Source organism: Mesorhizobium sp. M8A.F.Ca.ET.208.01.1.1, assembly GCF_004791315.1.
In the GTDB taxonomy this organism is placed as follows: domain Bacteria; phylum Pseudomonadota; class Alphaproteobacteria; order Rhizobiales; family Rhizobiaceae; genus Mesorhizobium.
Genome location: NZ_SRUT01000002.1, coordinates 801,505 through 823,497, shown reverse-complemented (window position 1 = coordinate 823,497; position 21,993 = coordinate 801,505). Strand labels below are relative to the sequence as shown.

The window sequence follows — 21,993 nt, the reverse complement described above, 5'->3', positions numbered from 1 at the left end:
CTAGAGAAGGGCAAGGCGACCGGACCGTGCTGATAACCGGCGCTGCGCGCGGGCTCGGCCGCGAACTCGCGCGGCAATACGCCCAACAAGGCTGGCAGGTGATCGCTTGCGGGCGCGCACATCCGGCCCAAGCTTTCGAGGGTCGCATCGAGTTCCACCCCCTCGACGTCGCCGATCCGGCTTCAATTCTGGATCTTGCCACGCGTCTTGGTGGCAGGCCGCTGGACGTGCTTGTCAACAACGCCGCCATCCGCAGCGGAAACCCTGGCCTGTACAGATTCGCCCCGGACGAATTCCTGAAGGTCATGCGGACCAACACGCTCGGTCCGCTGCTGCTGGCGAGGGCGCTGCGCCCGAACCTGGCCGCGGGGCGCATGGGGGTCATCGCCAATATCGGCAGCCGTGCCGGGTCGATGGCCGAGGGACTGATTGATGATTACGATGACGACTATGCCTACCGTTGCTCGAAGGCAGCGCTCAACATGGCAAGCGCTCAACTGGCGCAGGATTTACGCGTCGACGGGATAACGGTGTTGTCACTGCATCCGGGCTGGGTGAAGACTGACATGGGGGGCGATCAGGCGGTCTTGGCTGTCGAGGACAGCGCGCGGGGCCTGCGCATGGTGATCGACAGCGCCACGATTGAGAATAGCGGCTCCTTCCAGACCCTCGATGGCACGCATATCGGGTGGTAGCCAGATGGTGCTGCCTGTCTACGCCCGATGCCCTCGATATCTCAGTGGGACGTCGTCCGTTCGAGACCCGTCGCCGGCAGGGCTTTGCCCGTCGAGGGGTCGAACAAGCGAAGCGCGGCCTCGTCGAAGGTGAGGCTGCGCTTTTCGCCCTTGGCGACCTGGGCTCGCGGCGGGAGGCAAGCGGTCAGCCGCTGCGTGCCGATCCTGGCCGTCGTGACCAGTTCGGGGCCGGTCAGTTCGACGACCTCGATCTCCACCGGCAATGACAGGTCGGTGGCGGCTCCGGTCGCCACACGAAGCGCTTCCGGCCTGATGCCGACGACCATTTGTGCGCCTTCACGAGCCGCGTTCGCATAGCGTGCCGGCAAGGAGATCCGTACATCGGATTCGGCAATGGCCAGCTTGCCGCCGGTGACGGTGGCCTGCAGCATATTCATCGACGGCGCGCCGACGAAGCCGGCGACATAGAGTGTTGCCGGCTCGTTGTAGATCTCTTCCGGCGTGCCGAGCTGCTCGATCCTGCCGTCACGCATGACGGCGATGCGGCTGGCCAGCGTCATCGCCTCGATCTGGTCGTGGGTAACGTAGACGACGGTCGTCTGCAGCATCTGGTGCAGACGCTTCAATTCGGTGCGCATCTCCAGGCGCAGCTTGGCATCGAGATTGGACAACGGCTCGTCGAAGAGGAAGACCTGCGGCTTGCGCACCAGCGCCCGGCCGATGGCGACGCGCTGGCGCTGACCACCGGAAAGCTGGCTCGGCTTGCGGTCGAGCAACGCCTCGATCTGCAGCAGTCTCGCCGCTTCGTTCACGGCCCTGTCGCGCTCGTCAGCGGCGACGCCGCGCATCTCCAGCCCGAAGCCGATGTTGCGGCGCACGGTCAGGTTCGGATAGAGCGCGTAGGACTGGAAGACCATGGCGATATCGCGGTTCTTGGGGTGGACGCCGAGGATCGAGCGGCCGCCGATCAGCACATCGCCGCTGGTCGCTTCGGCAAGGCCGGCGATGATGTTGAGAAGCGTCGACTTTCCACAGCCGGACGATCCGAGCAGCACCAGGAATTCACCGCTCTGCAGCGCGATGTCGATGCCTTTCAGCGTTTCGACACTGCCGTAGCTTTTGCGGATGCCGCGGATTTCAAGCGCGCTCATGCATGGATTCCCTAGACTGCATCGGCCCGCCATAGTTGCGGGGCAAGGTGGAAATGGCGCGCGAGGCGACATAGGTCGCGGCGCGGAGGCACGCGGACAGCGGCTGTTCCTGCGCCAAAGCGGCCAGGAAGGCGGCATTGAAGACGTCGCCGGCGCCGATCGTGTCGACGACACGGACATCGGGCGCGGCGGCTTCGACAAGGGTGTTGTCCGGGCCGATTGCGATGGCGCCCCGCGGCCCACGCTTGACGACGAAGGTCGCGCCTTGCCTCATGCTGGATCGGATTTCCCGCGCCGCGTCCTCAGGACTCGGCAATCCCGCCAGGGTCACCGTCTCGACTTCGTTGAACAGCGCCAGCGCGCAGCGCGACAACCACGCCCTTGTCGCGGCGCAATTGACCTCGGTCCAGCCATCGATCGGCCAGCCTGTGTCGAGCGCCACGGATATGCCGTGGCTGTCGGCCCAGTCGAAAAATGCGTTGTAGTCGCGCGTGAGGTCCTCGGTCAGGAAGGAGCCGGAGAGCAGTGCGTAGCCGCCGGAGAGCGCGCTGCCGTCGAGAACGGACAAGACATCCCCGAGGCTGAAGCGGGGCAGGTGGCCGCGCGTGGTCAAGAAAGTCCGTTCGCCATCGGGATGGGTCATGCCGACCGACAAGGTCGTGCCTTCGGGACGGACCGGCCATTTCTCGGCACGGGCGCCGAACGCCTCGCGAAGCCAATGGCCGAACTGGTCGTCACCGACATTGGCGGCAATGGCGAAATCGACGCCCAGCGCTTGCCAGGCGAGCCCGGTGTTGCCGGCCTGGCCGCCGACGCGCAATTCGTCATGATCGACGACGGTCTCGGTTCCCGCCTTCGGCCATGGCGCGACCGGGCCGACAATCAGGTCGACATTGACGTTGCCGATCACCGCAAGCGGACGCATCACTCGCTCCTGGTGATCTTGGTGGTGCGCACGGGCGTGCCGGCATTGTCGACGCGGCTGTCGGCGAAGGCGATCATGAGGCGCTGCGCCACCGGCAGCATGGTGAAGACAGCGGCCATCCCTGAAGCGGGTCTGAACGAGAGCGTGACGGCACCGGCGACAGGCGCTTGCCCGGACGCGTCGAAAATGACCAGCGGCGCGCCGGCCTCGATCACTGAAAGGGCCATGGCGGTCACCAGCTCCGACGTGGGGTCGTTGCCGCGAAACAGTATGACGCCGATTTTGGGGCCGAGCATCTCCATCGGCCCGTGCCGCAACTGGCCGCCTTCGAGCGAAAAGCAGGGCAGCCGCGACAGTTCGGTCAGGCCAAGCGCCAGGGCTTCGGCCACGCCTTGCAGGCGGCGGCCGGAGGTGACGATCGTATCCACCTTGCCAAGTGCTGCGAGCGCGGGGGCGACGTCGCAATCCTGCGGAGCCTCGAGCATGGCAAGGGCAGGGGCCGGATCCTCACCCAGAGCAGCCAGGATGGCCAGATGCAGGGCCAGGGTCACGGTCAGGCTGCGTGTGGCGGCGAAAGCCAGCTCGGTGCCGCCGTCGCCGACCAGGCAAGGCGCGGTGCGGGCGAGAAATGAACCGCCTTCGAGCGTCAGGCCGAAAATGTCCGAGCTGCCGCCGGCCCGCGAAAACCATCTGACGACCTCGGCGCTTTCGCCGGATTGCGAGGTCACGATTACGGTGCGGCCCGTGAGCGGCAGTGGCTGGCCAAGCTGTTCGGACAGCGGCAGCGCCAGCGCATCGATGCCGAGCCCGCGATAGAGCGGCTCGACGGCACGCCCCACCGCATGCGAGCCGCCCATGCCAAGCAGGAGCAGACGACCGGTGCGCTTGATGGAAGCTGCGGCCTTCTTCGCCTCGGCCGTGTTCTGCCGGAACGAAGCGATCGCATCCGCGTGCTGGCGCGTCATTTCGCGGTCGATGGCGACCAATCCGGCCGGCCGTTCCTTATCTGCAGTCATCATCATCATCCTTTCACACCGCCGCTGGTCAGGCCCGAGATCAGCGCCCGCTGCATGACAAGGCCGATCAGCACCGGCGGCAAGGCCGCCAGCACGCCGGCGGTTGCGATCAGGCCGTAGTCGGAAACACGGCCGCCGGCCAAATCGGCGATGGCGACGGTCAAGGTCTTGGCGCGCTGGTCGGAGGTGAACAGCAGCGCGTAGAAGAATTCGTCCCACGCCAGCAGCACGGCGAACAGCGCCGATGTCGCCATGACCGGCGCCGCCAGCGGCAATGTGATGATGCGCAATGTCTGGAACAGGCCGGCGCCGTCGATCATCGCCGCCGCCTCGATCTCGCGCGGGATGGAATCGAAGCCGGACTTCATCAGCCACGTGGTGAACGGCGCCAATATGGTGAGATAAACCAGCGCCAGGCCGAAGACATTGTTGAGCAGGCCAAGATGCGACAGGCCCATATAGAGCGGCACGGCGAGCGCCACCGGCGGCAGCATGTAGGTGGCGATGACCATCGACAGCGACCAGCCGATCGCGGGCGTTCGCGATACCGCCCAGCCGGCGGGGATGGCTAAGGCGAGTGCCGCCAGCGTCGCCATGCCTGATATCTCCAGGCTGTTGCGCAGCGATGAGGTGAAGGCGGCGCCCGCGCTGTTTTCGGCCGTCGACAGCAATTGTCGGTAGCGGGAGAAGTCGGCTGCCTGCGGCCACCAGCGCAGCGGCTTGGCGGCAAGATCGGCGGCCGGCGAGATGCTCATGATGAACAGCCAGGCGATGGGCGCCAGGATGATCGCGGCGAGCAGCAGCGCGCAGGCATAAATGAAGACGGTGAAGGCGGGGCTCCTGCGTTCCATCAGGCGGCGCTCCCGGCGGTCTTTCGCACCAGTGCCGCATAGGCGACGGCGAGCAGCGTGACGAGCAAGGTGACGATCAGCGCCAGCGACGCGCCCGAGCCGGCGCGCTGGAAGGAGAAGGCTTCCTGGTAGACGAGGATCGAGAGCGTTCGCGTGGTGTTTGCAGGCCCGCCGCGGGTCATCACCCAGATGATGTCGAAAACCTTGAAGGCCTCGATGGTGCGCAGCACCAGCGCCACCATCAGCGGCCCGGCGAGATAGGGCAGGATGACGAAGCGAAAGCGGTTGAAAGGTCCCGCGCCATCGACGAGCGAGGCGGCGGTGATGTCGCGCGGCACGGCTTGGAGAGCGGCGAGCGCGATCAGCGCCACCAGCGGAAAATTCTTCCAGCAATCGGCGACGATCAGGGCCGCCAGCGCCGTTCCCGGCTCGCCGAGCCAGGAGCGGTAGGCGTCGATGAGATGCAGTTGCGTCAGCGCGGCATTGAGCGCGCCATATTCGGGATTGTAGATCAGCCGCCACAGCGTGGCGTTGACCACGGTCGGCAATGCCCAGGGCAGGATCATCAGGGCGCGCAGGATGGCCCGGCCGCGAAATTCCTGATTGAGCAGAAGGGCGGCGAGGACGCCGATCACCATTTCGGCGGCAACAGAGATGACCGCGAACAATGTCGTGGTCACCAGCGTACGCGAGAAATTCGAGCTCGACAGCATGTTGGAGTAATTGTCTAAGCCGACGAAATCGCCGCCCGTGCCGACCAGCTTGGCGTCGGTGAAGGAAAGGCCGACCGTGTCGACCAGCGGCCAGCCGATGACGGCGACCATGACCACGAGCAAAGGCAGCATCAAGAGCCATGCGCGGGTCGTCATCCAGGTGCTCGACATCGGAGCAGCCTCTCTTCTTTCATCTGTGATCCGGACATAGCACGGGCGGCACTCGCGCATGACCCCGGAAATCGGAGGCCGATTTCCGGAAAGGATCATGCGCAAGATAGAAAGTGCTACAGCGTCTTTTGCGCGTCATAAGGGACGCGACGCTGTAGTGTCGCCCGTATTGAACGACTAGCTTGTCTCAAAGGCCGCTGTTCTGCGCGGCGGTCTTCAGGGCATCTTCCGGCGAAGATGTGCCGAGCAGCGATTCCTGGATGGCCTGCTGCAGCGCGGTCGACAGCTCCTGGTATTTCGGCGTGGTCGGACGCGGATACATGGCTGCCAGACCGAGCTTGGCGGCGGCGATCAGCTCCTCCTGGCCCTTGGTGACGGCCGGGTCGTCATAGGACGAGGCCCAGATCGGCAAAGAGAGCTTGGCGTATTGGTTCTGCGTGGCTTGCGAGGTCATGAAGGTGATGTACTTCCAGGCCTCGTCCGGGTGCTTGGAGACCGCGGTGACGCCAAGGCCCATCGAGCCGTTGACGGCCGACACTTCGCTTGTGCCGGCAACGCCCGGCGCCGGCACGACGCCGACCTTGCCGGCCACCTTCGAGTCCTTCGGGTCGTTGGCCATGTTGTACATGTAGGTCCAGTTCAGCGCGAAGGCGGCGTCGCCGTTTTCGAAGACCTTGCGAACGTCCTCTTCCAGGAATTCCTTGGAATTGGGATTGGTGAGACCCGACTTGTAGCTGTCGACCATGTATTTCAGCGCCAGCAGGCCGCCGCCATTCTGGAAGTCAGGCTTGCCGTCCTTGAGGAAGTCGCCGCCATAGGCGCTGACCAGCGTGGTGTAGTCGCAGATCGCGGCCTCGGCCTGCGACCAGCTCCACGCGATCGGCGTCTTCAGCAGGCCCTTGTCCTGGATCATCTTGGCCTGTGCGCCGAGTTCTTCCCAGGTCTTCGGCGGGGTCTTGATGCCGGCCTTTTCCAGGATGTCCTTGTTGTAGAACAGGTATTTGGTGTCGAGGATCCAGGGCATGCCATAGAACTTGCCGTCATACTGGACGGTGGTCCAGGCGCCCGGCAGCACGCCCTTCTTCATGTCGTCCGTGATCTTCGAAGACACATCGCCCAGCACCTTGTTGGTGGCGTATTCGGCCGGCCAGATGACGTCGAACAGGACGACGTCATAACCGCCGCCCGACCCTTGAGCGAGCACGGTCTTGTCGTGCAGGCCCTCATAGGGGACGAATTCGAGATTGACCTTGACGTCCGGATTGGCCTTGGTGAAGGCATCCGTCATGGCGCGCACGTCGGCCTCGCTGTAGGCGGCCTGCGCCATGAACAGCGCGTTGAGCGTCGTTTCGGCGAATGCGTGGGGGACGAACAGTCCTCCGGCAAAGACGGCGCCGACCAGTGTCTTGGTGATTGTCTTAAGCATTTTCTTCTCCCATTCCGGCGTTGACGGGTCGGCGGTGCCTGCGTTTGGCATCGTCTTCCCGGATCCATGTCGCGCGACCTGATCATCACCGGCTGCCCGTGGCGACAGGCTGGGAGCCTGACCATCTTGTTTTGCGGCGCCCGGCTTACATTAAGTCAACTCGCTTGACTTAATTAGTCGATCAATATTCTAATGGAGTCAAGAGGGGAAAACGCCGATGGACGACATCAGCCCGATCCGCGCCAAAAGCGGCACCAACCAGGAGGGCACCAGCGCGCATAATCGCCGCGTCATGATCGAGGCGCTGCGTCTCAATGGCGCGCTGTCGCGGGCCGATCTGGCGCGGGCGACGCAGCTCACCAAGCAGGCGGTATCCAACATCGTCGAGGACCTGGAAAGCGATGGACTGGTCGTGGCGCTCGATGCGGTGCGCAAGGGCAGGGGCCAGCCGTCGACCCCCTACAGGCTGGTGCCCGAAGGCGCTTTCGCCATCGGCCTGCAGATCGACCGTCACCTGACGCGGGCGGTCGCGGTCGACCTGATGGGCAGCGTGCTGGCGCGCGCCGAGGCGAACCTGCCTTTCAACGAGCCGTCAAAGGGCGTCGAGGTCATCCTGGCCCTGATCGATGGCGTCCGGCGTGAGCTGGCCGGCATCTCCTCGCAGTCGGAGAAACGCCTGGTCGGTCTCGGCGTCGCCATGCCCGGCCCGTTCGGCCTGAAGAATTCGGATGACAAATGGATGATGCCGGCCTGGCAGAAGTTTCCGCTGCTGGACACGCTGGCCAAGGGCACGGGCCTGAATGTCGGCCTGCAGAACGACGCCGCGGCCTGCGCGACGGCGGAGCGCATCGTGGGTGCCGCGCATGGCGTCGACCACGCGGTGTGCCTCTATGTCGGCTATGGCATTGGCGCCGGACTGATCCTCAACGGCGAGCTGTACAGCGGCGGCCATGGCAATGCCGGCGAAATCGGCATGGCGTTGCTGTCGCCGGCCGGTCCGGGCTCGACACCGCTCGAACATCGCGCGTCGCTGGCCTCGCTTTACCAGCATCTCGGTCTCGATCCCGCCGACGAGGACCTCTACGGAAAGATCGGCGCGCTGGCCGCGTCGGGTGACGTGAAGATCATGCGCTGGATCGACGGGGCGGCGCACGACCTGCGCTGGAGCGTGCATCTGATCGAAACCATCTTCGACCCACAGACAGTGATCCTGACCAGCGGCGCGCCGGAAGCGCTGGCGCGCCGGCTTGTCGAGGCGATGCATCCGCTGCTGCCGTCGATCGCCGACCGGCCAAGCCGGACCTTGCCGCGGCTGCAGCTCGGCACCACCGACCCCTGGTCGATCGCGCTGGGCGCGGCGGCGGCGCCGATCAGCCGTGCCTTCGATCCGCTGTTCTCGGCGATCCTGAAGACACGCTCCGGGCCCGCTTGAAAGGGACCGTGCGTCGAAGGCAGAGCCTCGCCCCACGTCACACAGGGTTCATCGTCCGGACATAGCGTCTTTTCCAGTTCTTTGCTGCAATGCAATAGGAGTGGGACATGGTGGACATAGTTTCTAGTGAGGCGGGCATTCCGAGACCAGATCATCCGCTGGATAGTTCTGGCGGCGCGAAGTGGTTCCTGCCGGCCTTCGGGGTGCTGGTGCTGGTCGGCGTGGTCTATGTTGGCTACGCGCTGAGCCAGGACCTGGCGGTGGCCAAGACGGTGCCGTGGATCCTGCTCGGCATCGCCTTGCTGATCGCGCTCGGCTTCGAATTCGTCAACGGTTTCCATGACACCGCCAATGCGGTTGCGACCGTCATCTACACGCGCTCGCTGCCGGCGGAATTCGCCGTCATCTGGTCCGGCGCCTTCAATTTTCTCGGCGTTCTCACCTCCAGCGGCGCGGTTGCCTTCGGCATCCTGTCGCTGCTGCCGGTCGAGCTGATCCTGCAGGTCGGCTCCTCCTCCGGCTTCGCCATGGTGTTCGCATTGCTGGTGGCCGCGATCCTGTGGAACCTCGGCACCTGGTTCCTCGGCCTGCCGGCGTCCAGCTCGCACACGATGGTCGGCTCGATCATCGGCGTCGGCCTCGCCAACCAGTTCATGGCACCCGCCGGCAGCGCCACCAGCGGCGTCGACTGGTCGCAGGCGACCAATGTTGGCGTGACCTTGCTGGTGTCGCCGATCATCGGCTTCTTCGCCGCCGCCATCCTGCTCTATGCGATGAAGCTTCTCGTCCGCAATCCGGCGCTCTACGAGGCGCCGAAGGGCAATGCCCCGCCGCCCTGGTGGATCCGGGCGCTGCTGATCTTCACCTGCACCGGCGTCAGCTTCGCGCATGGCTCCAATGACGGCCAGAAGGGCATGGGCCTGATCATGCTGATCCTGATCGGCGTCGTGCCGACGGCCTATGCGCTGAACCGTACGCCCGACATCAATTATCTCGAAGCCTACAAGTCGGCTTCGGCTAGCGTGGAGACCGCGCTGGGCAAATATGTGAAGCCTGGTGTCACCGTCGCCGATGCGAAGGATGCCAAGGCAGCGGTGCAGGATGCCGTGCGCACCCGGACCTGGAGCGACAAGACGACGGTTGCGTTGCAGACCTACATCCACAGCACAACGGCCGAGCTGCAGCCTTACGCTTCGGTCGATAATGTGCCGACCGATCTGGTCAGCAACGCCCGCAACGACATCTATCTGATCGGCGAGGCGCTGAAATTGATCGACAAGAAGCAGTTGCTGCCGATGGAGGCCGCCGATCTCAAGGCGGTCACCGACTATCACAAGGCCGTCGACAACGCGACGAAGTTCATCCCGATCTGGGTGAAGGTCGCGGTCGCCTTGGCGCTCGGCCTGGGCACGATGGTCGGCTGGAAACGCATCGTCGTCACGGTCGGCGAGAAGATCGGCAAGAGCCACCTGACCTACGGCCAGGGCGCTGCCGCGGAACTCGTCGCCATGGTCACCATCGGCATGGCCGACCGTCTGGGTCTGCCGGTGTCGACGACCCATGTTCTGTCATCCGGCGTCGCCGGCACGATGGCGGCGAACGGCTCGGGCCTGCAGTGGTCGACGGTGCGCAATCTGCTGCTCGCCTGGGTGCTGACCCTGCCGTGCTCGATCGCGCTCGCCTTCGCGCTGTTCATCGTCTTCCGTCAGGTGTTCTGAGCGCCAGACCCTCAAAAGAACGGCGCCACCTGCGGCGCCGTTTCTCTTTGTCGGCCCATCCTGCGAAGACCACTGAGGAGTCAGAGCGTGCGCCTTCCCAAGCGAACGCGCCGCTTCGAACGGTTCAGCTTTCGATGGAATCGTTGGCCGGCTCCAGCCTCACTCCTGCCGCCGCGCAACTTCCGCCCGGCTACGGCGGCGCAGCTGGCGCAGCGACAACACATGCAGCAGGATTGAACTCGGCACCACGAAAGCAGGGGTTAGCACACCCGGATAATCGCCAGCGCCGATGCTCAGCACATCCGGAACGTCAACTGCCACGGGCCGGGCGAGGTGATTATGCCCATGGTGATCGCGACAGCGAAATCGGCAAGGCCAAGGACGTTCCAGAGAGTTGCCGCCCTCCCGCCTCCGGCTGTGCCGTTCGCCACCGCGATCGCCGCCGGCAACGCGAGCAGTCCTGTCAGCATGTCTCCGATGCCTGCTGGCACTGCGAACACGCCGGGCAGCGCACCATGCAGCCACGCCGCGAGAGCCCAACTGCCGAATACGCGGTAGAGCTGAACCGCGACGAGCCAGCTCGCTGGCATCGCATCGAGCACCTGCCCGATCCGCCCAGAGAACAGCAACAGCGGCGCGCCGATGACCACCGGCAGGAAGATGGCCGATGGCAACGCCGGCAAAGCCGTGGCGTCCTGGTGGAAGACGCCATTGATCGCGGCGCTCCAAGCGACGGCGAACCACAGCGTGTCCGCGATCATGATCGCCAACCAGGTCGCGCGACGTTGACCGGGCGTCAGGCTCGTATGTTCGAGGCCGAGCCACAATCCCAGAGCGACGAGCCCGTGAGCCGCGAGCTGGTGGAACGTGGTCGGAACGCCGCTGTCCGGGATCGCCGGCCAACGATAGATCAAGAGTAGCCACAGCGCCGTGAGCGGCACAAACCACAGCAGGCCGCGCCAGGCGTCACGCGATGGAACGACAGCAGGGGAAACGGCTTCGGCGGTCATCGGCGGTACTCCATTGAGCCCAGCGCATTCTGCTGGCGCCCAGATGTAAGCCCGCTCTCCGCGAGCGGCTATCCGCGATAATGTTGATGGCCTATGAAGCAGAGCTTCACAGTTTACGGGCTTCCAGCCGAGCGACCGCTATGCATTTTCCCGAGATTGCTCAGCTTGTGGCGGGTGCAAGTATCAAGTCGGATCTTCGCGATGCAGGTCGTGGATGGTGACGCCATCGGCATTGGTCGGCAGCATCAGCCATTTCTTGTGACGCAGCGTGCGCTCGGTGTCCTCGAGGCCCATCTCCCAATGCTCGCGCATCGAGGTGCCTGAAAACTCGTAGTCCTTGGCGTGACCCTCGTAGCCCTTGTGCTGGTAGATCAGGTGGACGATGTTGACGACGCCGGCGTTGGAATAGTCGGCGATCAGCTCCTTCTCGCCTTCCTTGAGCTGCTCCGGCGGCACGCGCTTCAGCGCATCGAGCAGCTTCATCTTCAGCGCATGGATGCGCTCGAAATTGTCGGTGTTCTGCCGCGTGCGGCTCGAATACATGATGTCCTTGTGGCGCGACAGCACGTCGGCCATGCCGCGCGGCAGCACGCCGCGAGCGCTGAACAGATCGACCTGGAACACCAGCGAGGAACGGTCCTCTTCCTGGTCGAGCAGATATTGCAGCGGCGTGTTGGAGACGATGCCGCCATCCCAGTAATATTCGCCCTCGATGCGGATCGAGGGGAAGGCCGGTGGCAGCGCGCCGCTGGCCATGATGTGCTCCGGCGCGATCCGCACCTTCTCGGTGTCGAAATAGACGAAGTTACCGGTCCTGACATTGACCGCGCCGACACTCAGCCGCTTCTTGCCGTCGTTCAGCACATCGAAATCGATCAGGCTCTCCAGCGTGTCCTTCAACTCGGCGGTGTCGTAGAAGCTGGTGGCGCCTTCTGCCCCCGACAGCTGGAACCAGGGATTGGGATTGCGCGGCTTGAAGAAACCGGGCTGGCCCATTGTCATCGTCATCAACGACGAGGTTTGGTTGCGGATGTCGCGGTAGATGTCGCCTTCGGGCGTGTAGGACCAGATCTTGCGGCCAGAAATCGTCTGCCAGAACTGTTCCAGCCGCTGCAACCGGCGGCTCGGTTCATTGCCGGCGATGATCGCGGCGTTGATGGCGCCGATCGAGACGCCGGATAGCCAGCTCGGTTCGCAGCCGGCATCGGCCAGCGCCTGATAGACCCCTGCCTGATAGGCGCCGAGCGCACCGCCGCCTTGGAAGACCAGCGCGATACGGTCATACTGCGCCGTGATTTCCTCGATGGTGGCGGCTGCTGCCTTGTTGCGGGTACGCTCAAGCACTGACTTTCTCCAGCTGGGTTGCGCTGGCAGCGGATCGGCTGTGGTCAGCGAGGTAATCATGTACGACTTCGCCCAGGCCGAGCGTGAGGTCCGCCTTGAAGTGAACCGCCGACACGATGTCGAGCACGGGCAGCTTCGCCACGTCGGCCATGACATGGGGCCGCAGATCGAGCGCGGCCGGCGCGGTCCAGGCTTCCTTCAGCGTGATGTCGGTGAGGTAGTAGCGGACCAGTTCGCAGATGCGCGGCGTGCCGTCGACATGCGGGATGATCTTGATCAGGAAATTGGGGGCGGCGAGCGAAGCGAGCACGGAATCGTGGTCGGCTTCCCGATGCTTGTAGCCCATCGTGCCGGTGGCGCACAGAACGCTGCCATAGTGCAGCGTGCCGACGATCACCTCGCCTTCATGGACGATCTTGGGGTTGGCGAGCTTTTTCGGAAACCCCCACAGCTCACGGCCCCCGGCGATCGGCGCGTCGTCGTCGAGATACATGGAATGGACATAGCCGCCGTGCTGGCCCTTATGGCGTACGGGAATGACCTGACCGGTCTCGGTGTAGTCGCCGAAGCCGGTCGAGTCCGGCATGCGGATGAATTCGTATTTGACCAGCGGCTCATCGATCTCCAATGGCGCCGGCACGACGGCCTCGAGCGCCTCGCGTGTCGTGCGGTAGGTGATGATGATGTATTCGCGGTCGAAGAAACGATAAGGGCCGGGCGGGAAGGAGGGATTGGTGAGCGGCATCGCATAGGCGCGCTTCACGACATCGGCGATTTCCATCTAGGTGCCCCCAACGTTCGAAAATGACCCCGCGCGAATGCGCTGGGAAATATGTTGCATGGCAGCATGACAATGCCGTGTCATCGCCAAGACGCCCTTTCACGAAGCCGGCAAAGGCGGTCGCGGGGCTGTAATCGAGCCGACACATGGCCGTGGCATTGTCTTGTTGCGCCGCACAAACTATCTGCCTCAACACCACTCCCTCCCACCTCTTGCGAGATCTCCCCATGGGTTCCCTGTCTTCGAAGAATGCGCTTGTCACCGGCTCGACCAGCGGCATCGGCCTCGCGATCGCCCGCGCCTTTGCCGCCGAGGGTGCCAACGTCACCATCAATGGCCTTGGCGACGCCGCTGCCATCGAGCAGGAGCGAGCCGGCATCGAGAAGGATTTCGGCGTCAGGTGCCGCTATTCCGACGCCAACATGATGGATGGCGCCGCGGTCACCGCCATGATCCATAACGCGGAAGAGGCGTTCGGCAGCCTCGACATCCTGGTCAACAATGCCGGTATCCAGCATGTGGCGCCGATCGAGGAGTTCCCCGACGACAAATGGGAAGCTATCATCCGCATCAACCTGCTTGCCGCCTTCTACGCCATCAAGGCGGTGGTGCCGGGCATGAAAAGCCGCAAATGGGGCCGCATCATCAACACGGCCTCGGCGCACGCACTGGTCGCCTCGCCGTTCAAGTCGGCCTATGTCTCGGCCAAGCATGGCATATCGGGCCTGACCAAGACGGTGGCCCTGGAAGTCGCCCAGAACGGCATCACCGTGAACGCGATCGCGCCCGGCTATGTCTGGACGCCGCTGGTCGAAAAGCAGATCCCCGACACGATGAAGGCGCGCGGCATGACCGAGGAGCAGGTCAAGCACGACGTGCTGCTGGCCGCGCAACCGACCAAGGAATTCGTCACCGTGGAAGAGCTTGCGGCACTGGCATTGTTCCTGTGTTCGGATGCGGCCAAGCAGATCACCGGCACTACGTTACCGATGGACGGTGGCTGGACGGCGCAGTAGAGCTGGTCGAAACATACCGGCTTCAGGCCGACGCCAGGCGGCGGCAGGAAGGCAGTGCGCGAGCCCATGAAAATCATCCAGCTCTCCGATCCGCATCTGATGGCGCCGGGTGGCCGTCTTCATGGCTCCGATCCGCTCGCCCGGCTGGAGGCTTGCCTGGCCGATATCGGCAGGAACCATGCCGATGCCGATCTGGTGGTGATGTCAGGCGACCTGACCAATGATGGCGAGCGCGCCGCCTATGCGGCGTTGAGGCAGGCGCTGGCGGGGTTCGTGCCGCGTTGCCGGCTGATGCTCGGCAACCACGACGACAGGGCGCTTTTTCTCGAGATGTTCCCGGAAGCGCCGGCCGGGCGCGGGTTCGTCCAGAGCGTCTTCGATGGCAGCGATGGCCGCCTGATCCTGCTCGACACGCTGGACGCCGGACATGTCGAGGGCAGGCTGTGCGCGGCCCGTCTCGACTGGCTCGACGAGAAGCTGCAGGAAGCGCGCGACCGGCCGGCTTTCCTCTTCATGCACCACCCGCCGTTCCGGATCCACATGCCGGTGCTTGACGAGGTCAGGCTCGCCGACGCCGATGCCTTGCATGACATTCTCCGGCGCCACGGCAATGTCGGCCACATCTTCGCCGGCCATGTTCACAGGCTGATCGCCGGCAGTTGGCGCGGCATACCGGTCAGCACGCTGCGCAGCACCAACCACCAGAGCGCACTGGATTTTTCGGACAGCTGGCGGCTGGGCCATGAGCCGCCAGCCTATGCTGTCATCTTCATCGATGCGGATGGGGTGGTGGTGCATTTCCACGATTTTGGGGCCGGCCAGCCCGAGCCGGTCAAGGGTCCTTGACGAGGCGGCTTTCGCCGCCGCCGAGGTGGGTCTCCCACACATGGTCCGAGATCAGCCGCCGGTACTCCCGGGTCATGACCAGTTTTCTGTGCGAGGCGCCGCCGATGTGAAAAAAAGCGCCGCCCAGCATGCGATGGTCCGCCTCTACCCCACCAAAGTCGAGATCGGCTGCCGTCTTCTGTGCATCCGAAACATCGTTCTCAGCAAGCCCGCGATACAGCAGCGTCCAGTTTCCGCCGCCGGTGTCCATTCCGCTGACAAAACGCGGTGTGAAGTCCAGGTCCAGTCCTTGCACGGCGCTGAAGCGGAAGAAGCAGAACCCAGCCCACATGAACCAGGCTTCAGGGTCCGCTTGCGCTGGGCGCTTTGAGCCGTAGACGACTTTTCCCTCCATCATTGCGGGAATGTCCACGCGGGCGATCGGAAAGCAGTCGTGATCCAGAAATCCGAAAAGCTCCGGCCGCAATGGCCGAACGACGTTGTGGAAGATCCAGTTCATGGAAATCCCGTGCGACCGGTTGGGATGGCCTTCCCGATTCCGAGGCAAACCGAAATAAGTGACTTTTCGCTCCCTGCAGATGTCCGCAATACGCACCCTGGCTGATCGATCGGATGAATTGTCAACGACGACCAGCGTCATTCCCGAGGAATACAAATGCCAGGCGCGGGTGAGCGCATCGATGACCCAGGGCGTATTGAAGGCAATGACAAAGCAGAAGCGCTGGGAGCCGGTTTGCCGCAACTCCTCGGCGAATTTCAGGCCTTCGGGAATGCCGCGCGCGCGAAAATCACGCTCAATCAATGCGTTGCGAAAAGCCTTGACCTTTCTGACAGGCCAGTTGTGGTTCAGCAGATCAACAAGGCCCTTGGCCGGCTTCCAACTCATGCAAACTTCGCCATTGCTCCAAAATCGGATGCCTGCTCATAAGACGAAGCCCATCTTCCCACAACCCTGGTCTTGAACCGCGAGAATTCGCGACCACCGGCTGGTCCGTACACGCATGCTGTATTTCAACCTGATCTGGTCGCGGGCGCTATCAATCGCGACATCGTAGCGCTAAAACGCCATCCGGGTTCTGCACGGGGTTGATATGTTTGTTGCGATCTTTCGCGCATTGCGCGCCATTCCCTTCATTGCTGCAAGTATTGCGCCGTAAAGCAGATAGCCCAGGACCTGGTGGCGCATTGCCGAGTATGACAGGGCCATCGGCGTCAGGAATCGCTTGGCGGTTCCCTCCACCACCCCGCGGCGCGCCGCGATGCGCCTGGCGAGCGCCTCATGCGACTGCGTGTAGGCCTCTGGATCGCCCGTCGTGCCGGACGCGTATCTGTCTTTCAGACGCCTGCTGAAGCGATTGGCGAACAAGGCCGAGCCGGTGATGCCGTGGATCATCGCGATCGGCTCCTGGCCGACGCTGCCGGACACCGGCACGATCAGTTCGCGGGCCGGATGCTCCGGTACCAGCGACGCGATCAAGCGGCCGAATTCGCGCGGTGTCTGGGCTTCGAGCAGGACCGAGGTCTGCAATTTGACGCCGAACCGCTTCTGCACGGCAAGCACCAAAGTCTCCGCCATCAGCGAATCGCCGCCGAGATCGAAGAAATTGTCGTCGAAGCCGACTGCCGGTACGCCCAACTCCGTGGCGAAGATGCCGGCAATCGCATGGGCCGGGCCATCGCCTGGCACTGCCACAGGTCCAACCCGTTGTTGCACGTTCATCGGAAGCCCCTAACCGATGCATGTTCACTGCCAACGCTTTTGCGCAGGGTAACGGCTCCTAACAAGTATCCTGTGCGCCATGGGACGGGACGCACGCGCGCCGCCATTGCGTGCAGTCTCGTCACGGCAATGTGGAATTACGCGGTTTGCCGGCTCTCCACCGGCTTTTTCTGCTGTGCTGCACGCATTGTGAAAGTGCTGCAAAAACACGCAGATTTTGGACATTAGTCTTGACAGAAATACAGATGTTCAATACCCGTCAGGCAATTGAACAAGCCTGCATTATGGGAGGAATGAGCGGTATGGCTTCCAATGTTTCGTTGACGGGCCTTGCTCGCGATCTCGAGGAACGCGGCAAATCGGGCAAGCCGATCCGCATCGGCCTGATCGGGTCGGGCGAGATGGGAACCGACATCGTCACCCGTGTCGCCCACATGTCGGGCATCGAGATCGGGGCGATCTCCGAGCTGAACCTGCCTGCCGCCAGCAAGGCGGTGGACATTGCCTTCCAGGAAACCGGCCATGCGCGCGAAGTGTCGAACGCTTCGGCGATGACGGCTGCCATGGAAGCCGGCAAGGTGGCGGTCACCAATGACGCCAGCCTGGTCATCAACAATGATCTTATCGACGTCGTCATCGATGCCACCGGCGTTCCCGCCGTCGGCGCCGAGATCGGTTTGCGCGCCATGGAGCATGGCAAGCATCTGGTGATGATGAATGTCGAGGCCGACGTCACCATCGGCGCCTATCTGAAGAGCGAAGCCGACCGGCTCGGCGTCACCTATTCGCTGGGCGCCGGCGACGAGCCGTCCTCCTGCATGGAGCTGATCGAATTCGTCTCGGCGATGGGCCATCCGATCGTCGCCGCCGGCAAGGGCAAGAACAATCCGCTCAACATCGACGCCACGCCGCCCGCCTATGAGGAAGAGGCCAGGCGCCGGCACATGAACGTGCGCATGCTGGTCGAGTTCGTCGACGGCTCGAAGACCATGGTCGAGATGGCGGCGATCGCCAATGCCACCGGACTGGTGCCGGACAAGGCTGGCATGCATGGCCCTGCGGCGACGCTTGGCGAGTTGAACAAGGTCCTGGTGCCGCAGAAGGATGGCGGCGTCCTGTCCAGGGTCGGCGTCGTCGACTATTCGATCGGCAAGGGCGTCGCGCCGGGCGTCTTCGTCGTCGCCGACATGTCCCACCCGCGCATCTCGGAGCGCATGGAAGATCTGAAGATGGGCAAGGGCCCGTACTTCACCTTCCACCGCCCCTATCACCTGACTTCGCTCGAAGTGCCTCTGACCTGCGCCCGCGTCGTGCTCTACGGTAAGGCCGACATGGTGCCGCTGGCCAAGCCGGTGGCCGAAGTGGCCGCGGTTGCCAAGAAGGACATGCAGCCGGGCGAGAAGCTCGACGCGATCGGCGAATATTGCTATCGCGCCTGGATCATGACGGCGCCGGAAGCGCATGCCGTCAGGGCCATTCCCTGCGGCCTGCTGCAGGGCGGTTCGGTGACGGCGCCGATCAAGAAGGGTGAGTTGATCACCTACGCCAATGCCACCCCGGCTCCGGGCTCCAAGATCGCCGAACTGCGCGCCCGCCAGGACAAGCTCGTCTACGGAACCGTGGAGGCGTGATCATGGCCGGAGCCAGCAAAGCCGTCGCGGACAGCCGCGCCAACCTGCCTTTCGTCTATCGCCAGTACAGCGCCGAGCAGTTGAAGCAGGTGCTCTACAAGATGTACCTCATCCGCCGCTTTGAAGAGGGCGCGGAGGAAAGCTACACGCGCGGCCTCATCCACGGCACCATGCATCTATCGATCGGCCAGGAGGCCAGCGCCATGGGCATCTGCATGCCGCTTGGCGAGGATGACCAGATCACCTCGACGCATCGAGGCCATGGCCATTGCATCGCCAAGGGCGCGGAAGTGAAGCGCATGTTCGCCGAGTTCTTCGGCAAGACCACGGGCTACTGCAAGGGCCGCGGCGGTTCGATGCACATCGCCGATGTCGCCAAGGGCAATCTCGGCGCCAACGGCATTGTCGGCGGCGGCATTCCGATCGCGGTTGGCGCCGCGCTGTCCTCCAAGATGATGAAGACCGGCAAGGTGGTCGTCTCTTTCTTCGGCGACGGCGCCAACAATGAGGGCGCCTTCCACGAGGCGCTCAATATGGCGGCGGTCTGGAAGCTGCCTGTCATTTTCGTCTGCGAGAACAATGGCTACGGCATGTCGACATCGACGGCCCGGTCGACCGCGGTCAAGAACATCGCCGACCGTGCCGCCGCCTATTCAATGCCTGGCGTCATCGTCAACGGCAACATCTTCTCCGAGGTCGCCGAGGCTTCGTACAAGGCGGTCGAGCGGGCACGCGCGGGCGAGGGGCCGACGCTGATCGAGTCCAAGACCTACCGCCATCGCGGTCACTCCAAGAGCGACCGCAACCGCTACCGCACCAAGGAAGAGATCGAGGACTGGATGTCGAACCGCGACCCGATCACGCTGTTCGAGAACGAGTTGCGGGAATTCGGTTTCATCGACGACAAGGGCATCGAAGCCATCCGCGACGCGGTGGCGCAAGAGATCGCCGACGGCATCGAGTTCGCCAAGGCGAGCCCCTCGCCTGACGTCAGCGAGACCGGAAATTACGTGTATACGGAGCAGGCGTGATGGACGCGATGGTGCGTGAACTGAGCTACGCCCAGGCGATCCAGGAAGCTATGGCGATCGCCATGGACATGGACGAGCGCGTCTTCCTGATGGGCGAGGATATCGGCGTCTATGGCGGCGCCTTCCAGGTCACTGGCGACCTGGTCGATCGTTACGGCGCGGACCGGGTGCTGGACACGCCAATCTCGGAACTGGGTGGTGCTGGCGTCGCAGTCGGCGCTGCCGTCACCGGCATGCGGCCGATCTTCGAATTCCAGTTTTCGGATTTCGCCACGCTCGCCATGGAGCAGATCGTCAACCAGGCCGCCAAGATGCGCTTCATGCTGGGCGGCGAGGTTTCAGTGCCTGTCGTCATGCGCTTCCCTGCCGGCTCCGGCACGGGGGCCGCCGCGCAGCACAGCCAGAGCCTGGAAGCCTGGCTCGGCCATGTGCCGGGACTGAAGGTCATCCAGCCCGCGACACCCTATGATGCCAAGGGCATGCTTCTGGCTGCTGTCGCCGATCCCGATCCGGTCATGATCTTCGAGCACAAGCTGCTCTACAAGATGAAGGGGCCGGTGCCGGAAGGCTATTACACCGTGCCGATCGGCAAGGCCGACATCCGCCGCGAGGGCCGCGACCTCACCATCGCCGCCACCTCGATCATGGTGCAGAAGGCGCTTGACGCCGCCGCCACGCTGGAGGCCGAAGGCATCGACGTCGAAGTCGTCGACCTCCGGACCATCCGGCCGATGGACAAGCAGACCGTCATCGACAGCGTCAAGAAGACGTCGCGGCTGATGTGCGTCTACGAAGCCGTCAAGACGCTGGGCATCGGCGCCGAGGTCAGCGCCATGATCGCCGAGAGCGAGGCGTTCGATTATCTCGATGCGCCGATCGTGCGACTGGGCGGCGCGGAAACGCCGATCCCCTACAATCCGGAGCTGGAAAAGGCCACGGTGCCGCAGGTTCCCGACATCATCATCGCCGCGCGCGACCTCGTGAAAGGGGTTCGCTGAGAGATGCCGACCGAAGTCATTCTTCCCAAGGTCGACATGGACATGGCGACCGGACAGATTTCGCGCTGGTTCGCCGAGGAAGGCGCTCAGGTCAAGAAGGGCGACGTGCTGTTCGAGATCGAGACCGACAAGGCCGCGATGGAGATCGATGCGCCTGCCAGTGGCGTGCTTCGCGACGTGACCGGCAAGGAAGGCGTCGACATTCCGGTCGGCGCGCCGGTTGCCTGGATCTATGCCGACGGCGAGGCTTATGGGACCAAGCAGGACGCGGCGCCAGTCTCCCCCCTCGCGACGAAGCACGATGTCCTTTCAACTGCCGGGAGCGAGGCGCCCCCCTCGGCCCTGCCGGGCATCTCCCCCACAAGGGGGGAGATCGGCCAATCGCCGTCGGGCGCACGCGCGACACCGTTGGCTCGCCGCTTGGCGCGCGAGGCGGGTCTCACCCTTTCAGCCATATCAGGCACCGGCCCGCATGGCCGTGTGGTCAAGGCGGACATCGATGCGGCGATTGCCAAGGGCGGCGCCAGGGAGGCTCCGGCGATTGCTCCCGAAGCTCCTGCCGCATCTGCTCCGGCTGTAAAGGCAATGTCGGACGATCAGGTGCTGAAGCTGTTCGAGCAAGGCTCCTACGAGCTCGTCCCGCACGACAATATGCGCAAGACCATCGCGCGGCGCCTGGTCGAGGCCAAGACCACCATCCCGCATTTCTACCTGACGCTCGACTGCGAGCTCGATGCGCTTCTGGCGCTGCGCACGCAGCTCAACGCGGCGGCACCGGTGAAGAAGACCGACAAGGGTGAGGCGCCCGCCTACAAGCTGTCGGTCAACGACATGGTGATCAAGGCCATGGCCATGGCGCTGAAGGCGGTGCCGGACGCCAATGCCTCGTGGACCGAGAGCGCCATGGTCAAGCACAAGCATGCCGATGTCGGCGTCGCCGTGTCGATCCCCGGCGGCCTGATCACGCCGATCATTCGGCATGCGGATGAAAAGACGCTGTCGGTCATCTCCAACGAGATGAAGGATCTGGCGAGCCGTGCCCGCAGCCGCAAGCTGAAGCCGGAAGAGTACCAGGGCGGCACCACGGCAGTGTCCAATCTCGGCATGTTCGGCATCAAGGATTTTGCCGCCGTCATCAACCCGCCGCACGCGACGATCCTGGCGGTCGGCGCCGGCGAGGAGCGGGCGGTGGTCAAGAACGGCGAGATCAAGATCGCCACCGTGATGTCGGTGACGCTGTCGACCGACCATCGTGCGGTTGACGGAGCGCTGGGGGCCGAACTCTTGGTCGCCTTCAAGAAGTTGATCGAGAACCCGATGGGCATGCTGGTCTGAACGGTTTTCCGCGCTGCCTTCGGAGTATGCCGGTAGCGGAAAGCGGGTTGACAGCAGGAGCCCGCCTCCCGCTCCGTTGAGGCTGTTCGTTGCGATGTGCCCGGGGCCTTCCCGGCCCCACTCGAGGCTGCCAGACAGCCTCTCTTTCCTGATGAATGCGATCTGATCCGGACGCTGACACTC

General features: G+C 63.9%; 20 protein-coding genes. 9 read left to right on the top strand and 11 right to left on the bottom strand.

Annotation, left to right across the window (positions count from 1 at the left end):
* The first annotated feature begins 26 nt into the window (after nucleotides 1-26).
* Nucleotides 27-695 carry an SDR family oxidoreductase gene (locus EN851_RS14500; RefSeq protein WP_127872024.1) on the top strand — a complete coding sequence of 223 codons (669 nt, stop codon included), beginning with the start codon at nucleotides 27-29 and terminating at the stop codon, nucleotides 693-695.
* A 41-nt stretch (nucleotides 696-736) separates the two neighbouring features.
* Here the strand turns inward: EN851_RS14500 and ugpC are convergent, their stop codons facing one another.
* The 6 genes from ugpC to EN851_RS14470 form a co-directional block, all read right to left on the bottom strand.
* Nucleotides 737-1,846 carry a sn-glycerol-3-phosphate ABC transporter ATP-binding protein UgpC gene (ugpC, locus tag EN851_RS14495; protein WP_127278690.1) on the bottom strand — a complete coding sequence of 370 codons (1,110 nt, stop codon included), beginning with the start codon at nucleotides 1,844-1,846 and terminating at the stop codon, nucleotides 737-739.
* A complete protein-coding gene (locus EN851_RS14490; RefSeq protein ID WP_127278691.1) occupies nucleotides 1,833-2,771 on the bottom strand; it encodes a PfkB family carbohydrate kinase in 939 nt (312 codons plus the stop codon). Before EN851_RS14490 ends, ugpC begins: the two co-directional genes overlap by 14 nt.
* A complete protein-coding gene (locus tag EN851_RS14485; protein ID WP_127278692.1) occupies nucleotides 2,771-3,793 on the bottom strand; it encodes an SIS domain-containing protein in 1,023 nt (340 codons plus the stop codon). The genes EN851_RS14490 and EN851_RS14485 overlap by 1 nt, the downstream gene beginning before the upstream one ends.
* A complete protein-coding gene (locus EN851_RS14480) occupies nucleotides 3,793-4,638 on the bottom strand; it encodes a carbohydrate ABC transporter permease (protein WP_127278693.1) in 846 nt (281 codons plus the stop codon). Before EN851_RS14480 ends, EN851_RS14485 begins: the two co-directional genes overlap by 1 nt.
* Nucleotides 4,638-5,522, bottom strand: a complete 885-nt coding sequence (locus EN851_RS14475) for a sugar ABC transporter permease (RefSeq protein ID WP_127278694.1) — start codon at nucleotides 5,520-5,522, stop codon at nucleotides 4,638-4,640. The genes EN851_RS14480 and EN851_RS14475 overlap by 1 nt, the downstream gene beginning before the upstream one ends.
* A 187-nt stretch (nucleotides 5,523-5,709) precedes the next feature.
* Nucleotides 5,710-6,948, bottom strand: a complete 1,239-nt coding sequence (locus tag EN851_RS14470; RefSeq protein ID WP_135863035.1) for an extracellular solute-binding protein — start codon at nucleotides 6,946-6,948, stop codon at nucleotides 5,710-5,712.
* A 217-nt stretch (nucleotides 6,949-7,165) separates the two neighbouring features.
* Here EN851_RS14470 and EN851_RS14465 point away from each other — a divergent pair, with 217 nt between their 5' ends.
* Both EN851_RS14465 and EN851_RS14460 read left to right on the top strand, forming a co-directional pair.
* Nucleotides 7,166-8,380: an ROK family transcriptional regulator gene (locus EN851_RS14465; RefSeq protein WP_127278696.1), complete on the top strand. Its 1,215-nt coding sequence runs from the start codon at nucleotides 7,166-7,168 to the stop codon at nucleotides 8,378-8,380.
* A 107-nt stretch (nucleotides 8,381-8,487) separates the two neighbouring features.
* On the top strand, nucleotides 8,488-10,098 hold the full coding sequence (locus EN851_RS14460; protein WP_135920117.1) for an inorganic phosphate transporter: 1,611 nt from the start codon (nucleotides 8,488-8,490) through the stop codon (nucleotides 10,096-10,098).
* 293 nt (nucleotides 10,099-10,391) lie between these two features.
* Here the strand turns inward: EN851_RS14460 and EN851_RS14455 are convergent, their stop codons facing one another.
* The 3 genes from EN851_RS14455 to EN851_RS14445 all read right to left on the bottom strand — a co-directional run bounded on the left by EN851_RS14455 (nucleotide 10,392) and on the right by EN851_RS14445 (nucleotide 13,233).
* Nucleotides 10,392-11,108: an MFS transporter gene (locus EN851_RS14455; RefSeq protein WP_245520743.1), complete on the bottom strand. Its 717-nt coding sequence runs from the start codon at nucleotides 11,106-11,108 to the stop codon at nucleotides 10,392-10,394.
* 183 nt (nucleotides 11,109-11,291) lie between these two features.
* Nucleotides 11,292-12,452 (bottom strand): patatin-like phospholipase family protein, encoded by a 1,161-nt coding sequence (locus tag EN851_RS14450; RefSeq protein WP_127280248.1) that lies wholly within the window; start codon nucleotides 12,450-12,452, stop codon nucleotides 11,292-11,294.
* On the bottom strand, nucleotides 12,445-13,233 hold the full coding sequence (locus tag EN851_RS14445; RefSeq protein ID WP_127280247.1) for an acetoacetate decarboxylase: 789 nt from the start codon (nucleotides 13,231-13,233) through the stop codon (nucleotides 12,445-12,447). The genes EN851_RS14450 and EN851_RS14445 overlap by 8 nt, the downstream gene beginning before the upstream one ends.
* 227 nt (nucleotides 13,234-13,460) lie before the next feature.
* Between EN851_RS14445 and EN851_RS14440 the strand changes: the two genes are divergently transcribed.
* Nucleotides 13,461-14,249: a 3-hydroxybutyrate dehydrogenase gene (locus EN851_RS14440; RefSeq protein ID WP_135929488.1), complete on the top strand. Its 789-nt coding sequence runs from the start codon at nucleotides 13,461-13,463 to the stop codon at nucleotides 14,247-14,249.
* Nucleotides 14,250-14,315: 66 nt separating this feature from the next.
* The gene (locus tag EN851_RS14435; protein ID WP_135929487.1) at nucleotides 14,316-15,095 is read left to right on the top strand and encodes a phosphodiesterase; all 780 of its coding nucleotides are present in this window, start codon (nucleotides 14,316-14,318) and stop codon (nucleotides 15,093-15,095) included.
* Here the strand turns inward: EN851_RS14435 and EN851_RS14430 are convergent.
* Both EN851_RS14430 and EN851_RS37080 read right to left on the bottom strand, forming a co-directional pair.
* Nucleotides 15,082-15,981 carry a hypothetical protein gene (locus EN851_RS14430; protein ID WP_135920123.1) on the bottom strand — a complete coding sequence of 300 codons (900 nt, stop codon included), beginning with the start codon at nucleotides 15,979-15,981 and terminating at the stop codon, nucleotides 15,082-15,084. The genes EN851_RS14435 and EN851_RS14430 overlap by 14 nt on opposite strands.
* A 171-nt stretch (nucleotides 15,982-16,152) precedes the next feature.
* The gene (locus EN851_RS37080) at nucleotides 16,153-16,815 is read right to left on the bottom strand and encodes an acyl carrier protein (RefSeq protein ID WP_281041086.1); all 663 of its coding nucleotides are present in this window, start codon (nucleotides 16,813-16,815) and stop codon (nucleotides 16,153-16,155) included.
* A 302-nt stretch (nucleotides 16,816-17,117) separates the two neighbouring features.
* On the opposite strand from EN851_RS37080, the gene EN851_RS14420 reads away from it, so the two are divergent.
* The 4 genes from EN851_RS14420 to EN851_RS14405 are packed head-to-tail and all read left to right on the top strand — an operon-like array spanning nucleotide 17,118 to nucleotide 21,810.
* Nucleotides 17,118-18,446, top strand: coding sequence for an NAD(P)H-dependent oxidoreductase (locus EN851_RS14420; protein WP_127279554.1), 1,329 nt, complete (start codon nucleotides 17,118-17,120; stop codon nucleotides 18,444-18,446).
* 2 nt (nucleotides 18,447-18,448) lie between these two features.
* The gene (locus tag EN851_RS14415; protein WP_127279553.1) at nucleotides 18,449-19,477 is read left to right on the top strand and encodes a thiamine pyrophosphate-dependent dehydrogenase E1 component subunit alpha; all 1,029 of its coding nucleotides are present in this window, start codon (nucleotides 18,449-18,451) and stop codon (nucleotides 19,475-19,477) included.
* Nucleotides 19,477-20,475 carry an alpha-ketoacid dehydrogenase subunit beta gene (locus EN851_RS14410; protein ID WP_135929486.1) on the top strand — a complete coding sequence of 333 codons (999 nt, stop codon included), beginning with the start codon at nucleotides 19,477-19,479 and terminating at the stop codon, nucleotides 20,473-20,475. The genes EN851_RS14415 and EN851_RS14410 overlap by 1 nt, the downstream gene beginning before the upstream one ends.
* A gap of 3 nt (nucleotides 20,476-20,478) precedes the next feature.
* Nucleotides 20,479-21,810, top strand: coding sequence for a pyruvate dehydrogenase complex dihydrolipoamide acetyltransferase (locus EN851_RS14405; RefSeq protein WP_135929485.1), 1,332 nt, complete (start codon nucleotides 20,479-20,481; stop codon nucleotides 21,808-21,810).
* The last annotated feature ends 183 nt before the right edge of the window (nucleotides 21,811-21,993 follow it).